The organism is Methylocella sp. CPCC 101449 (genome assembly GCF_031921685.1).
GTDB lineage: Bacteria > Pseudomonadota > Alphaproteobacteria > Rhizobiales > Beijerinckiaceae > Terripilifer.
The window spans coordinates 373,745-387,105 of the sequence record NZ_JAPDHU010000003.1; the positions used below are offsets into that span (position 1 = coordinate 373,745).

Genomic DNA, 13,361 nt, shown 5'->3' on the forward strand with positions numbered 1-13,361 from the left:
GAAGACGCTTCAAACAAAGACTTTTCCCCATGGCTCACGTCGCTGCCGTCATTCTCGCCGCCGGTCTTGGCACCCGTTATCGGGCGCAAGACGACAAGGCCGTCACCAAAGTGCTGGCTGACCTCGATGGCCGGCCGTTGGTCCGCCATGTCATCGACGAAGCCTTGTGCTCGCGCTGCGCGCCCGTTGTCGTGGTCACGGGCTATGCCCATGAGGCGGTGGAGGCGGCGCTGGCCGATGCCGACGTCAGCCTCGTTCACAATCCCGATTATGAAACCGGCCTCGCTTCGTCGCTCAAACGTGGCGTCGGCCGCCTGCCGGTCAACAGCCAGGGCGCGGTGGTCCTGCTCGCCGACATGCCGAAAGTCTCGAGCGCGATCATCAACCGGCTGATCGAAGTTTTCATCGACCATCCCGACGCCGATGCGGTGGTGCCCGTCTACAACGGCACACGCGGCAATCCGGTGCTCCTGGCCCGCTCACTGTTCCCGCAGATCATGCAATTGAAAGGCGACCAGGGCGCCAGGCCGATCATAGAAGCCGCTGCCAAGAACGAGCGCATCATCTATGTGACGATGGACAATGAAGCCATCGCCACCGATGTCGACACGCCCGACGCACTCGATGCGCTGCGCACCGCGAAGGGCTAAAGCGTTCTTATCATCAACCGTCATTGCGAGGAACGCAGTGACGAAGCAATCCAGGAGCGCGTGGTAGGGCATCCAGAAGCGACTGTGGTACAGGCATATCTATATTAATGCCTCTGCACCTTGACTCCTGGATTGCTTCACTTCGTTCGCAATGACGGAGCCTGCCCACCGCCTGTCGGCAATGTTGCCATGAAACGCTTTAATCCAGCACCCAGGCCACGTTCGACTTGGTGCGCAGGGTTTCGCGATAGCCGTTCGTGCGCATGATGCGCGGCAGATCGAGCGCCCAGCGGCCGTTGGAATATTCCATCAGCACCAGCTTAGGCCACAGCGACTGTGGCGCCGTGCGATAGAAGGTCTCGAGGATCAGGTCTTCGGCGCCTTCGACATCGAGCTTGATCGCATCGATATGGCTGTAGCCTTCATCCTGGACCAATCCCAGCAGCGTGCGCCCCGCCACCTTCAGCCTTTGACCGCCAGCATCGGAATTGACGATGCGCATGGAGGTCTCGCCGCGATTGTGCGTCGGCAGGAACAGGGTGATCTCGCCATCCTTGTCCGACACGGCGCAATCGAGCGCCTTCACCGAAGCGAATGCGTTCTGGCGGATGTTGTAGACGAGGCGCTCGAAAATCTCCGGCTGCGGCTCGATCGCCAGGATTCGCGCGTCGTGCCCGGCGGTCGCCGCCACGAACAAGGAATAGCCGCCGATATTGGCGCCGATGTCGATGAAGACGAAACCAGGCTTGATCGCCGTGGCCAGCAGCGCCCGCTCCGGCTCGTCGAAATATTGCGGCGTGAAAAGAATACGCTTTTCGCAAACGTTATTATACGGATAGAGCCGCATCCGCGCGCCAAGCGCCTCGGTGTCGACCGGCCGGCCCGCGAGCAGGCGCAAGGCGACCTTGCGCAGCGCAAAGGCGCCGCGCCGGCCTGCCCAATTCTGGGAGGCCCGGCGGGTACGCGAAATAATGCTGGCCACCAATGCGCCGGGCGCATAAGCGCCGAACGGCCCGGTATCGTTAGGGAAAGGCTTCATGGCCGCGCCATAGCACGCGGGTCCGGCCAAAAGCCAGCCGGAAGGCAAAGCACCTGAGAGGACTGCCGCCCCCGCCATGGGGCAATCTGCCCCCGCCGAGGCCCGGTTCCGCCCTTGCACTAGCGCCTAAATGGCTTAAATCTTGGGTCTCACAGGAAATTCTTGGAAGCCATGACCTTCGTCGACGCGGCACGCGCGCCCACCCGAAAGACCGGACAAATCAAGCTGCACGGGCCGGAAGCCTTTGCCGGCATGCGCAAGGCCGGCCAATTGGCCGCCGCCGCCCTCGACATGCTCACGTCCCATGTCGAACCCGGCACGCCGACCGACAAGCTCGACAAACTGATGTTCGAATTCGCCATGGACCACAACGCCTATCCGGCGACCCTGGGCTACCGTGGCTATCGCAAGTCCCTGTGCACCTCGATCAACCACGTGGTCTGCCACGGCATTCCCGATTCCAAACCGCTGCGCAGCGGCGATATCGTCAACATCGACGCGACCTTGATCGTCGACGGTTGGCATGGCGATTCCAGCCGCATGTATTGCGTCGGCGAGGTCAACCGCCGCGCCCAGCGCCTGGTCGAAGTTACCTATGAAGCGATGATGCGCGGCATCGCCGTCATCCGCCCCGGCGCCACCACCGGCGACATCGGCGCCGCCATTCAGGAATTCGCAGAAGGCGAGCGCTGCTCGGTGGTGCGCGATTTCTGCGGCCACGGCCTCGGTCAGCTCTTCCACGACGAACCGAACATTCTGCATTACGGCCGCCGCGGCGAAGGCATCGTCCTGCGCGAAGGCATGCTGTTCACCGTCGAGCCGATGATCAATCTCGGCCGCCCGCAGGTGAAAATCCTCTCCGATGGCTGGACCGCCGTGACGCGCGATCGCTCGCTGTCGGCGCAGTTCGAACACAGCGTCGGCGTGACGGCGACCGGCGTCGAGATCTTCACCAATTCCCCCGCCGGCTATACGCAACCGCCCTATATCCTGCCGGCGGCGTGAGCGACGAGCCGCACTACAAGGGCCATCGCGAGCGCCTGCGCGCGCGCTTCATCGAGGGCGGCGATCAAGGCCTGCCTGACTACGAACTGCTCGAACTCATTCTGATGCGCTCGATCCCGCAGCGCGACGTCAAACCTCTGGCCAAAGCCCTGATCGCCCAGTTCGGCTCCTTCGCCGAAGTGCTCGGCGCGCGCCGCGAGCGCCTGCTTGAGGTGAAAGGCGTCGGCGAGAGTACGGCGATAGACCTCAAAATCGTCGAAGCCGCCGGCCGCCGTCTGGCGCTGGGTGAGGTCAAGCAGAAGCGCGTGCTGACTTCAGGCAAGGACGTGGTCGACTATTGCCGCGCCGCCATGGCCTTCGCCGATCGCGAGCAATTTCGCATCCTCTTCCTCGACAAGCGCAACGGCCTCATCGCCGACGAAGTGCAAGGCACCGGCACCGTCGACCACACGCCGGTCTATCCGCGTGAAGTCATGCGCCGGGCACTGGAACTGGCGGCGACCGCGATTATTTTGGTCCACAACCATCCTTCCGGCGATCCAGCACCATCGCAAGCCGACATCCAGATGACGCGCGACATTCAAGTGATCGCGCGTTCGCTCGGCATCGAACTGCACGATCACATCATCGTCGGCCGCAACGGCCACGCGAGCCTGCGCGCGTTGAAGTTGATCTGAGACGCCGGCACTGTGTGACGCGCCGTCACGATGCATTCGTCGCGACACCATAGGATACTTCGGTATCCCATATTTTAGTGCAAGAAACCTGCTATTTGCAGGCCAAATCGTCAAACTCAACGCTGCTTTTTTACCGCAAATTTATCAGCCATCCGTATCTATTTCGCGCATCTGGTTGGCTCGCATGTGCATTAGCGTGCTCAAGCTTCGATATTTGAAAGACGATTTTTTGCATGATCACCGTTCTTGGATGCATTGCGACCGAGCATAACATCTGGCTCGTTCTGGTTGCTGCGATCGTCTGCTCCTGTGGCGCCTGGGCGACCATGAGCCTCTTTCACAGGGCCTATCGGACATCTGGCCAACAACACGCCGGTTGGTTGTTCCTGACCGCCGTCGCGGCGGGCGCTTCCATCTGGAGCACCCACTTCATCGCCATGCTCGCTTACGAACCGGCAGCACCGGTGGAGCTCGATCCGGTCCTGACGATCGTCTCCCTACTCGTGGCGGTCGTAGGAACGGCGCTCGGCTTCGCTGTTGCCAGCAAGGGTCGCAGCGTGCGGGTGGCCACGATCGGCGGCGCCGTCGTCGGGCTCGGCATAGCCGCCATGCACTACACCGGCATGGTCGCCTATCGCGTTCAGGGCATCGTCCACTGGCAGCTTTCCTACCTGATCGCCTCGATCGTCCTGGCGATCGTCCTGTCCGCCCTCGCTCTCTACGTCGCGGCTCGCAACGTCTCGGCCTCTTCACGATTGACCGCCTCCGGAATTTTCGTCCTCGCGATCGTCAGTCTGCACTTCACAGCGATGACCGCTTTCCGGGTCGAACCGATCCTGCTTGAAGGCGCCTATACCAATCCGGATGCGCTTCATGTGCTGGCCTTCGCCGTCGCCATCGCCGCTCTGGTCATCGTCGGCACCGGCCTGACCAGCTATCTCATCGACGATCAGGTACGCATCGAGTCCAACCGCCGCTTACGGCACATGGCCCTGAACGACAGCCTGACCGGACTGCCGAACCGCGTCAGTTTCCACGATCATCTCGACCGCGAAATCTCCTGGGCCAATGCGACGAACGGCAAGTTCGCACTCATCGGCATCGATCTCGACCGTTTCAAAGAGATCAACGACCTACGCGGCCACAAAGCCGGCGATGAAGCGCTCAAGATTCTGGCGCGGCGCATGGCCAGCCTGATTGGCAAGGACGAATTCGTGGCGCGTCTCGGCGGCGACGAATTCAGCGCCACGCTTCGCGTCAGCGATTCCGCACATATGCTCGATTTTCTGACGCAGCTCGAAAAAGTGCTCTTCGAACCCGTCACCGTGGAAGATTTCGAGGTGGCGACCGGCGCCAGCATCGGCGTCGCCCTTTATCCCGACAATGCCGATAGCAAGGAAATGCTCATCAGCAATGCCGATCTCGCCATGTATCGCGCCAAGGCGGAAATCGCGCGCGCCATCTGCTTTTATGATCAGTCCATGGACGAGACGGTCAGGCAGCGCCGCATCCTGGCCACGGAATTGCGCGCCGCCCTCGAACAGGGCGAACTCGATGTCCATTATCAGATGCAGGCCACGCTCGCGACAGGCGCGATCACCGGCTACGAAGCGCTGCTACGCTGGAAACATCCGGTGCGCGGCCTTATTCCGCCGGCCGAATTCATTCCCCTGGCCGAAGAGAACGGCCTCATCGTGCAGATCGGCGAATGGGTGCTGCGCACCGCCTGCCGCGACGCCGCCAATTGGGAACCGCCCTATAAAGTCGCCGTCAATCTGTCGCCGGTTCAATTCAAACACCCGGATCTGCCGAAGCTTATTCTCGAAATTCTCGTCGAGACCGGCCTGCCGGCGTCGCGCCTGGAATTGGAGCTGACGGAATCGGCGATCATTTCCGATAAGGTCCGTTCCTTGCACATGCTGCGGCAGATCAAGGCGCTCGGCGTCGAAATATCGCTCGACGATTTCGGCACCGGCTATTCCTCGCTCGATACGCTGAAGACGTTCCCGTTCGATAAGATCAAACTCGATCGTTCCTTCATGAGCGAGATCGAAACCAGCCCGCAGTCCAAGGCGATCATGCGGGCCGTGCTGGCGTTGGGCGAGGGTTTGCAAATTCCAGTTTTGGCGGAAGGGATCGAAACCGATACGCAGCTTGCCGTGTTGAACGCGGAAGGCTGCAATGAGGGACAAGGCTATTATTTCGGCCATCCCGCGCCGCTCGGCCACATCGTCTCGCTCGGTCAATTGACCCTGAAGGGCCGCGGGCAAAGCGAACTCGGCAGCCTTTTGCGGGACGCGGCCAAGTTGGAAACACCTTCCATCCCCATTCGCGTGGCGGCGGCCGGCCGCGCTTGAGCGGCCGGGGCGATCGGTGCCTTACCGGCATGATCGCTTGGCCAAATCGCTCGACTAGGCCGATGATCAGCGCGCACAGTCGTTTGTGAAAGGGAATGCCGTGCGGGGCTTCGGGCTACGACAACCTCGATCTCTAACGAGAAACGTCGAGTTCTTTTCGAAAGCGACGAGCATTTCCCAAATAGTGATCGGCATTTTCCCGCAATCCGCGTCGTTCGGCTTCAGTAAGTGTTCTCAAAAGCTTTGCTGGAGCTCCCGCCCACAACTCCCCTTTCTGAACTCGCTTCCCGGAAGTCAAAACAGCGCCGGCGGCCAGCATGCCGTCTGATTCGATCGTGGCGCCGTTGAGAATAATCGCCCCCATACCCACCAGCACACGGTCCATCAGCGTGCAGCCGTGAATGATACAGCCGTGACCGACCGTCACATCGTCTCCAATCGTCGTTGACGACAGCCCCGGGTCCACGTGAATGATCGTTCCATCCTGAATATTTGAGCGTCGGCCAATGGAAATCGTGTTTGTGTCTCCGCGCAGCACACAATTAAACCAGACGCTCGATCCTTCGCCGATAGTAACGTCACCGATGACGAAAGCACCGGGCGCAATCCATACTGCATCCCCAATGCGTGGCCGAGAAGAACCGATCGTGTAGATCATACCGCTTGGTATTTTGACATCAGCGTCCACTGAACGGCCTCGTTGGTCTTTTTTCCACATAGGCATTGACGGATTCACGAAAGTCTTCTGTCAGATAAAGTTTAAGAGGATCGGTCTGCGCCGCGATATCTCGCTCGAAACTATCCATGAAATATCGCCGCGAACGCACCGTAGCGCGCACGCTTAACGGCGGATTTGCCGCGATGTCCCGCGCTATTTGTCGGGCGATCTCAAGATACTCTTCTTTCTTGCCAATCCGGGCGATCAAACCAGCTCTATGGGCCTCCTCCGCCGAAAAGAACCGGCCCGTTAACGCCACCTCAGTGGCAAAAGCAGCCGCACCGCAGTAATGCGCCAAGCCCCAATAGCGCGCGCCGCCAAGACCGCGTGGCGTCTCCGTGATTTGGAACATCGTTTCGGCCTCAGCCACCACGATCTCACACTCAAGCACGATCCCCACGGCCAATCCCATGACATAGCCATGGGGCGCGGCGATCACGGGCTTCCATTGCACGGACCTGGTAAAGAGATCGCCGGAATGGGCATCAGGCTCTTGCGGACCTCCAAGGCGCTCAAACTCCTCCGGACTTCGACATTGCCGAGCCTTGACGTCGGCACCACTCGAAAAAGCCTTACCGGCTCCCATGAGAATTGCCACGCGAGCTTCTCGATCTTCATCAAACTGGCGAAGGGCGGATGACAAGCCGCGAACAAGGTCGGCATCGAAGGCATTGAGCTTCTCCGGCCGATTCAAACATATTTGAGCGACATGGCCATCCAAACTATATTCGACAATATTTTTCATGCCGGCGCTCAGAGATAATAGCTCTTATGAATGATCTTCCACTCGCCCTTGCAGAACGCGAGATTAAAGATGTCTTCTCCTTCGAGAGTATTTGCGCCCATCACGAAGCCGAACGGCACCCTGACGCTGGCCAGTGGACCGACCAACCGCACTTCAATATCTTTGGCGATCTCCTCGGCATTATCGTATTTGACATGCAGGGAGCGAATAACGTTGATGAAACCATCGAGATCGTTGGCCCGAACGGAATCGCCCTTTACGTAATAGTGGGAGATATTGGCCGACGGCTCAAACGTCGATCGTAGCGCCACCTCGTCACCATTCTTGACGGCAGCCAGATATTTTCGAATGAGGGCTACCACATCTTTCGCCTCCGACGCGCGACCTTCCGGAACGAAGGCAAAGGCTTGGCTCGTCATTTCATGTTCTCCATCGTTGAATGTCGTGGCTTTGATGCCTGCTTCTCCAGTTCAGTCAGCAGGATCGCTTGCTCGCGGGCGGTTGGATTGCGAATGATGTCTTTCAACCGCAACTCCAAGCCTCGAATGGCCCGCATCTTTTCGCACATGCGCTGAGCACGAATGGGATCGGCGCCGTGAATAAAAACATTGTCCGTTACGCCCAGATCCGGCTTCGAAATGACCTGTCGCCAGTACATCACAAGCTCACCCTCGAGTTCAGACGCGGCGGGAGTTCCCTGAATGCGAAAATGGTCGGCAAAAGCAGAGCGCATCGAGCGCCGCGCAGTCTTTCCCGTCGCGTTCTTCGGAATCTCAGCAACGCGAAGAAGCACTGTTGGAATCTTGTAAGTGCTAAGCTTATCTTCGAGGAAGCGCCTCACTTTGCCGCTGTCGACCAAGCTCCCAGCTCGCGGGACGAAGGCTGCAACAAGTTCCTCACCCAAAGTTGGATGTTCCAGCGAGAAGCTTATGGCTTCCATCACATCGGGATGGGACAAGATGGCGCTGTCGATTTCCAGAGGATACACCGAGTGTCCGCCACGTTTGATAAGCTCCTTGGTGCGGCCAAGAACGAACAGGCAGCCATCCTCATCGATCCGACCGAAATCCCCGGTTCGCAACCACCCGTCGATGAAATGATCCGAACCCGACTCGCCTGAGGCATATCGAGTGATGACGCTCGGGCCTCGCAGGACGATTTCGCCTTCTGCGCCTCGCTCAGCGATCCCCCCATGGGTATCAATGATGCGAATCTCCGCACCGATGGTGCATCCAACGGATCCCGGCTTTCGCAGCCGTGGTGGCAATAAATTGGAGCACACCGTGGAAGCGGTTTCCGTCATTCCATAATTTTCGAGCAATGGAACGTTGAAGAGCCTTTCATACTGCGCGATGGCGGACGCGGGAAAAGGCGCGGAAGAAGAGCGGACGAACCGCAACGATCGAAATCGGGGCTGGCTGTTGTTAGCTTTGTAGAAGTCAAGAAGCCCTAGGTGAAATGCAGGAGATCCCGTAAACCAAGTCACGTCCAACTCCGCCAAGGCCCGATCGAAAGCGGCGGGATCGAAGGACGGCGCACAATATTGCGCCCCCCCGCCAGCAGAGAGGAAATGCCGGCACTGATCAACCCATGGACATGATGATGCGGCATGGGATTGAAGCAGATATCTGATGGGCCAAGCGCATAGCTTGAGCCTATCGCTCTAGCGGCCGCCATTATATTGGCATGGGTGAGAGCGACGTGCTTCGGCTTCGATGTAGTGCCCGAGGTTTGCAGCAATAGGGCCACATCACCGCTGCCTATTCCGTTCGTCTTCCTGACGGGACCGCTCAAAGATAAATCCGAAAGCCGTAGGCTTTGAAACGGAATGGCGAGTGAGCCGACAATATCGGCGACCCGTCGCTCACCCGTCGTATCGATCACGGCGCGGACTTGAAGATCGCGCAGGGCGGCGATGATCTCATCCTCAAGGAGTCGTGGGTCCAAAGGGCAACAGATCGCATGGGACGACACGGCGAGAAAGACCAGAAGCCCATCCTTTCCGCGCGGTGTCGTGACGGCGATCCGATCGCACGGGGAAAACTCTTCTAAACGAAACGCGGAAGCAATGGCTTCGACGCAATTCGAGACATCGGCATATGTAAGATCATTGCCGCCGTTCATTGCATCGGCGAATGCAATCGATCGCGGATCGTTGCGCAAGATTTCATGCAAAATGTTCATGCTTCCAGTTAGGCCGTTTCTCTTCGACGCCGCAAACTGGAATATTCAAATTCAGGCTTAGGAACATCCTAATCGTCAAATACTGAGCACAAATTGATAACAATTTGGACTTCCTAACCAGCGGAATATTTGATCCTCTTGCTGCATCGCGAAGATGAAATGAGAGGAAATCGAAATGAGGTTTGACCTCTCCGATCTACGGTTGTTCGCCAATGTCGTTGAGCGCTCAAGCATTAGTTTGGTCGCGAATGATACATGCATTACCGCCGCCTCAGCCAGCGAACGCATAAAGCATATGGAGCTCGATATAGGCACCGCTCTCCTTGTGCGAGACAAGAAAGGCGTGCGTCCCACGCCTGCAGGAATGGCCCTTCTCAAGCATGCACGCACGATCATCGCTCAAAGCGAGAGAATGAAGGGCGATCTCGCGGAATATTCTAAAGGCTTGAGAGGACGCATCCGACTGCTCTCGAACACCGCCGGCTTGTCCGAGGTGCTGCCCACGTTGATGGCCAAATATCTAATGGAACATCCCGCCATCGATCTTGATGTCGAAGAGCGGCAAAGTCACGAGATCATCGAGGCCATATGCAATGGCGAACGAGACGCGGGTATCGTCGCAGACTTTACACCTGCAAGAGATCTTGAACTCTTCCCCTTGACGATTGATCAACTGGTCCTTGTGGTCCCAAAGGGGCATCTCTTTGCACCCCGCACGACCATCGATTTTTCCAAGGCCATTGCGAGCGAACTCATCGGCCTTCTCGGCACGAATGCTTTGACGGAACATCTTGAAACGCAGGCAGCCAAGATAGGCGGAAAGATAAGATGGCGCGTTCAGGCACCTAACTTTCTCGCCGTTTGCGGAATGGTTTCACAAGGTGTCGCACCGGGAATTGTATCAGAGAGTGCCGCGCAACGCGCCAGCAAGACAATGCCACTGAAAATCGTCCGCCTCACGGACGGTTGGGCCAAGCGGAAACTCAGCCTTTGCCTTCAACGTGGACAAGAGCGACCGCTTTATTTGGAAAGATTTGTCGCCTTTGTGAAGCGCGAGGCCAAAGCCGCAAAAGCCTAATCGCCGCAGGCAAGCCAATCCTTACCACCGACCACCACAAAGACATTGGAGCGCGATATGCTTTCAAGCCTCGGCCGCATTGCTGGAATACTGATAGCATTTGGCACGTCTTTCGCCCAGGCGGACCAGTTTCCCATCCGACCGATCACGATCGTCGTACCTTTCGCGGCTGGTGGGCCCACCGACGTCGTCGGTAGATTGATAGCCGATTCAATGTCGGAGCCCCTCAAGACTCGCGTCTTGATCGAGAACCTAGCGGGCGCCGGTGGCACACGAGGAGCCAGCTACGTGGCTAGATCTGCATCTGACGGATACACATTGCTGCTACACAACATTGGACATGCCACAAGCGCCACGCTCTTTCGCAAGCTTCCGTATAATGTCATTTCCGACTTTGAGCCGATTGGATTGGTAACCGACGTCCCTATGACGATTATCGGACGGACTGGCCTTGAAGCTAAAAATCTGGGCGAGCTTCTCACCCTTCTAAAGGCTAAAGGGCCGGCGATAAACTTTGGGCATGCGGGTGTTGGCTCGGCTGCTCATCTATGTAGTCTCCTGTTGATGTCGACTGCCGGAGCTCAAGTCACCAGCATCCCTTACCAGGGCAGCTCCCAATCATTGCGAGATATAGTCGGGGGACACATCGATATCGGATGCGATCAAACAACCAATACCAGCAGCCAGATTCAATCGCAGCAAGTCAAGGTTTTCGCGGTGACGACACCGTCTCGGCTGAAATTCATGGCGGATGTCCCAACAGCCGACGAGGCCGGCCTCAAAGCTTTCGAGATCAGCGTCTGGCATGGTCTCTATGCACCAAAGAGCACAACTAAACATATTCTCGAGCGGCTGAACGCCGCTCTTACATATGCCCTCAAAGATCCCCGCGTTATCGCACGCTTCGTCGACCTCGGCACCGAGCCTGTTACTGAAGAGCGCATGTCGCGTGATGTCCATCGTGCATTTCTGAAAGCGGAAGTGGCAAAATGGCGACCCTTGATCGAAGCGGCGGGGGCTTTTGTCGATTGACCTCGCGCCCCTCACACCACCTCAACCCGCCGATCGACTTCGATCTCCTGCGGCGACACTTCGCAGCACACCGCCATGGCCTCGACCCCGCGCGAGCGCGCCAGGGCGAACGCTTTCGCATAGGCAGGATCGATGTCGTCCGCCAGCGTGAAACGGTCAGCCTGCATCTGAATGAGATAGATCATCACGGCGCGATGGCCGGCCTCCACCATATCGCCGAGTTCCATGAGATGTTTGGTGCCGCGCGCGGTGACACAATCGGGAAATTCGGCCAGGCCTGGCTGGCGCATCATGTGGATGTTCTTGATCTCCACATAGCATGACGGACGACCATTGCCTTCGAGCAGAATATCGACACGGCTGTTGCGGCCATATTTCACTTCGCGCCGCGCCGAGGCATAGCCCGTGAGTTCGGGAAAGAAACCGCGCCCGATCGCTTCAAACACGATGCCGTTGGGATGTGACGTGTTGATGCCGACGCATTCCGGCCCGCGACCAAAATCGGCTTCGACGATCTCCCAGGAAAAGCTGAGCTTGCGCGCCGGATTGTTCGACTTCGACAGCCACACCCGATTGCCCGGATCGATCAGCCCGAGCATGGCGCCGGGATTGGCGCAATGGGCGGTGATGGTTTCACCGCTGTCGAGGGTGATGTCGGCGAGAAAGCGCTTGTAGCGTTCGATCAAGCGGCCGGGAACGAGAGGTGGGGTGAATTTCATGGAGCCTTATCGCATGCCCCGCTGGCAAATCCGCAGCGCCCTGCGCTCATCCACGTTTTTGTTCGCACGTTTTCTTCGCCCGGCACGTCTCAAATCCACCTTCCGTTGCATTGTCAGGGACGACGCCCTTGCCTAACCTCCTGCCCCTCAGACGGCGCGAACGGAGGGGTGCGCATGATTGGATCGGTACGTTTTTTGGCTGTGGCGGCTTTGACTTTGTCGTCCGGTCTCGCCATGGCGCAATCCTATCCCTCCAAACCGATCACCTTCATCGTCCCCTTTGCCGCCGGCGGCACCTCCGATGTCATCGCGCGCCTCGCCGCCGATGAAATGGGGCGGGCGCTCGATCAGCGCCTGGTCATCGAAAACGTTGGCGGTGCCGGCGGTTCGATCGGCCTGACGCGCGCCTCTCGCGCCGCGCCCGATGGCTATACGCTGACGATCGGCAATGCCGGCACCAATGCCGCCGTCTATTGGACGACGGAAAACGTGCCCTTTAAGCCGGAATCCTTCGCGCCCGTCGGCTTGGTCGCCAAGACCTCACCAGTCATAGCGCTGCGCAAGAACTTCCCCGCCGCGACCGTCGCCGAGACAATCGCCTATGCGAAACAGAATCCCGGCAAGATGACGCTTGGCCATGCCGGCGTCGGCTCGTCCAACTATTTGATCTGCATGAGCTTCGTGAAGGCCGCTGCGATCGACGTGTCGCTGGTCAGCTATCGCGGTGCCGCCCCTGCCCTCAACGACGCCATGGGCGGCCATGTGGATGGCGTCTGCGATGCCGCCACCTCTGTCGCCGCCGCCATCAATGCCGGCGAGGTGAAAGGCCTCGTCGTCTCCGCCCACCAGCGGCTGAAAAACCTGCCCGAAGTGCCGGCCGCCCAGGAAGCCGGTGTCCCCGCCTTCCAGGCCGAAGGCTGGAACGCTTTGTTCCTCCCGGCTGGCGCGCCGGAGCCGGTCATCGCCAAGCTCAATGAGGCCCTGCGCAAAGCGGTGGCGAGCGACACGGTACAATCGCGCCTGGCCGAGCTGTCGGCCCTTCCCGCCTCCGGCGAGGAACTGACGGCGGACTATGTCCGCCAGCTCGTGCCGAAGGAGGTCGAAAAATACCGGGTATTGCTGGGGAAATAGCGCCAGCTCGGCTTTTAGGCCCGACG

At 58.8% G+C, this 13,361-nt stretch carries 13 protein-coding genes and 1 pseudogene; 7 read left to right on the forward strand and 7 right to left on the reverse strand.

From position 1 onward, the window contains the following. The first annotated feature begins 29 nt into the window (after nt 1-29). A complete protein-coding gene (locus OIM99_RS21945) occupies nt 30-650 on the forward strand; it encodes a nucleotidyltransferase family protein (RefSeq protein WP_311852611.1) in 621 nt (206 codons plus the stop codon). Nucleotides 651-849: 199 nt separating this feature from the next. Here OIM99_RS21945 and OIM99_RS21950 read toward each other — a convergent pair whose 3' ends face one another. Beyond that, complete coding sequence (locus OIM99_RS21950) at nt 850-1,689, reverse strand: FkbM family methyltransferase (RefSeq protein WP_311852612.1); 840 nt, start codon at nt 1,687-1,689, stop codon at nt 850-852. 171 nt (nt 1,690-1,860) lie between these two features. On the opposite strand from OIM99_RS21950, the gene map reads away from it, so the two are divergent. From map to OIM99_RS21965, 3 genes are all read left to right on the forward strand, one after another. Beyond that, a complete protein-coding gene (gene map / locus OIM99_RS21955) occupies nt 1,861-2,694 on the forward strand; it encodes a type I methionyl aminopeptidase (protein ID WP_311852613.1) in 834 nt (277 codons plus the stop codon). Then, nucleotides 2,691-3,371 (forward strand): RadC family protein, encoded by a 681-nt coding sequence (radC, locus tag OIM99_RS21960; protein WP_311852614.1) that lies wholly within the window; start codon nt 2,691-2,693, stop codon nt 3,369-3,371. Before map ends, radC begins: the two co-directional genes overlap by 4 nt. 233 nt (nt 3,372-3,604) lie before the next feature. Beyond that, a complete protein-coding gene (locus OIM99_RS21965; RefSeq protein WP_311852615.1) occupies nt 3,605-5,728 on the forward strand; it encodes an EAL domain-containing protein in 2,124 nt (707 codons plus the stop codon). Between the two features lie 133 nt (nt 5,729-5,861). On the opposite strand, the gene OIM99_RS21970 is transcribed toward OIM99_RS21965, so the two are convergent. The 5 genes and pseudogenes from OIM99_RS21970 to OIM99_RS21990 form a co-directional block, all read right to left on the reverse strand. Continuing rightward, nucleotides 5,862-6,416, reverse strand: coding sequence for a gamma carbonic anhydrase family protein (locus tag OIM99_RS21970; protein ID WP_311852616.1), 555 nt, complete (start codon nt 6,414-6,416; stop codon nt 5,862-5,864). Next, nucleotides 6,406-7,191, reverse strand: coding sequence for an enoyl-CoA hydratase/isomerase family protein (locus OIM99_RS21975; protein ID WP_311852617.1), 786 nt, complete (start codon nt 7,189-7,191; stop codon nt 6,406-6,408). Before OIM99_RS21975 ends, OIM99_RS21970 begins: the two co-directional genes overlap by 11 nt. 8 nt (nt 7,192-7,199) lie before the next feature. Further along, nucleotides 7,200-7,610, reverse strand: coding sequence for a nuclear transport factor 2 family protein (locus OIM99_RS21980; RefSeq protein ID WP_311852618.1), 411 nt, complete (start codon nt 7,608-7,610; stop codon nt 7,200-7,202). Next, a complete protein-coding gene (locus OIM99_RS27880) occupies nt 7,607-8,179 on the reverse strand; it encodes an AMP-binding enzyme (protein ID WP_409371559.1) in 573 nt (190 codons plus the stop codon). Before OIM99_RS27880 ends, OIM99_RS21980 begins: the two co-directional genes overlap by 4 nt. Before the next feature lie 195 nt (nt 8,180-8,374). Then, nucleotides 8,375-9,375: pseudogene (locus OIM99_RS21990) on the reverse strand (AMP-binding protein); the annotation flags it as partial. A gap of 175 nt (nt 9,376-9,550) precedes the next feature. On the opposite strand from OIM99_RS21990, the gene OIM99_RS21995 reads away from it, so the two are divergent. Further along, nucleotides 9,551-10,453: a LysR substrate-binding domain-containing protein gene (locus OIM99_RS21995; protein ID WP_311852621.1), complete on the forward strand. Its 903-nt coding sequence runs from the start codon at nt 9,551-9,553 to the stop codon at nt 10,451-10,453. Nucleotides 10,454-10,510: 57 nt separating this feature from the next. Beyond that, nucleotides 10,511-11,485, forward strand: a complete 975-nt coding sequence (locus OIM99_RS22000) for a tripartite tricarboxylate transporter substrate-binding protein (RefSeq protein WP_311852622.1) — start codon at nt 10,511-10,513, stop codon at nt 11,483-11,485. Between the two features lie 11 nt (nt 11,486-11,496). Here the strand turns inward: OIM99_RS22000 and sfsA are convergent, their stop codons facing one another. Then, a complete protein-coding gene (sfsA, locus tag OIM99_RS22005; RefSeq protein ID WP_311852623.1) occupies nt 11,497-12,204 on the reverse strand; it encodes a DNA/RNA nuclease SfsA in 708 nt (235 codons plus the stop codon). A 174-nt stretch (nt 12,205-12,378) separates the two neighbouring features. Between sfsA and OIM99_RS22010 the strand changes: the two genes are divergently transcribed. Continuing rightward, nucleotides 12,379-13,335 (forward strand): tripartite tricarboxylate transporter substrate-binding protein, encoded by a 957-nt coding sequence (locus OIM99_RS22010; protein WP_311852624.1) that lies wholly within the window; start codon nt 12,379-12,381, stop codon nt 13,333-13,335. The last annotated feature ends 26 nt before the right edge of the window (nt 13,336-13,361 follow it).

What these genes read in the sequence shown, in the direction of transcription:
- OIM99_RS21945 (WP_311852611.1), top strand. Translation starts at nt 30, where the DNA reads ATGGCTCACGTCGCTGCCGTCATTCTCGCCGCCGGTCTTGGCACCCGT.
- OIM99_RS21950 (WP_311852612.1), bottom strand. Translation starts at nt 1,689, where the DNA reads ATGAAGCCTTTCCCTAACGATACCGGGCCGTTCGGCGCTTATGCGCCC.
- OIM99_RS22000 (WP_311852622.1), top strand. Translation starts at nt 10,511, where the DNA reads ATGCTTTCAAGCCTCGGCCGCATTGCTGGAATACTGATAGCATTTGGC.
- map (WP_311852613.1), top strand. Translation starts at nt 1,861, where the DNA reads ATGACCTTCGTCGACGCGGCACGCGCGCCCACCCGAAAGACCGGACAA.
- OIM99_RS21980 (WP_311852618.1), bottom strand. Translation starts at nt 7,610, where the DNA reads ATGACGAGCCAAGCCTTTGCCTTCGTTCCGGAAGGTCGCGCGTCGGAG.
- OIM99_RS21975 (WP_311852617.1), bottom strand. Translation starts at nt 7,191, where the DNA reads ATGAAAAATATTGTCGAATATAGTTTGGATGGCCATGTCGCTCAAATA.
- OIM99_RS22010 (WP_311852624.1), top strand. Translation starts at nt 12,379, where the DNA reads ATGATTGGATCGGTACGTTTTTTGGCTGTGGCGGCTTTGACTTTGTCG.
- OIM99_RS21995 (WP_311852621.1), top strand. Translation starts at nt 9,551, where the DNA reads ATGAGGTTTGACCTCTCCGATCTACGGTTGTTCGCCAATGTCGTTGAG.
- sfsA (WP_311852623.1), bottom strand. Translation starts at nt 12,204, where the DNA reads ATGAAATTCACCCCACCTCTCGTTCCCGGCCGCTTGATCGAACGCTAC.
- OIM99_RS21965 (WP_311852615.1), top strand. Translation starts at nt 3,605, where the DNA reads ATGATCACCGTTCTTGGATGCATTGCGACCGAGCATAACATCTGGCTC.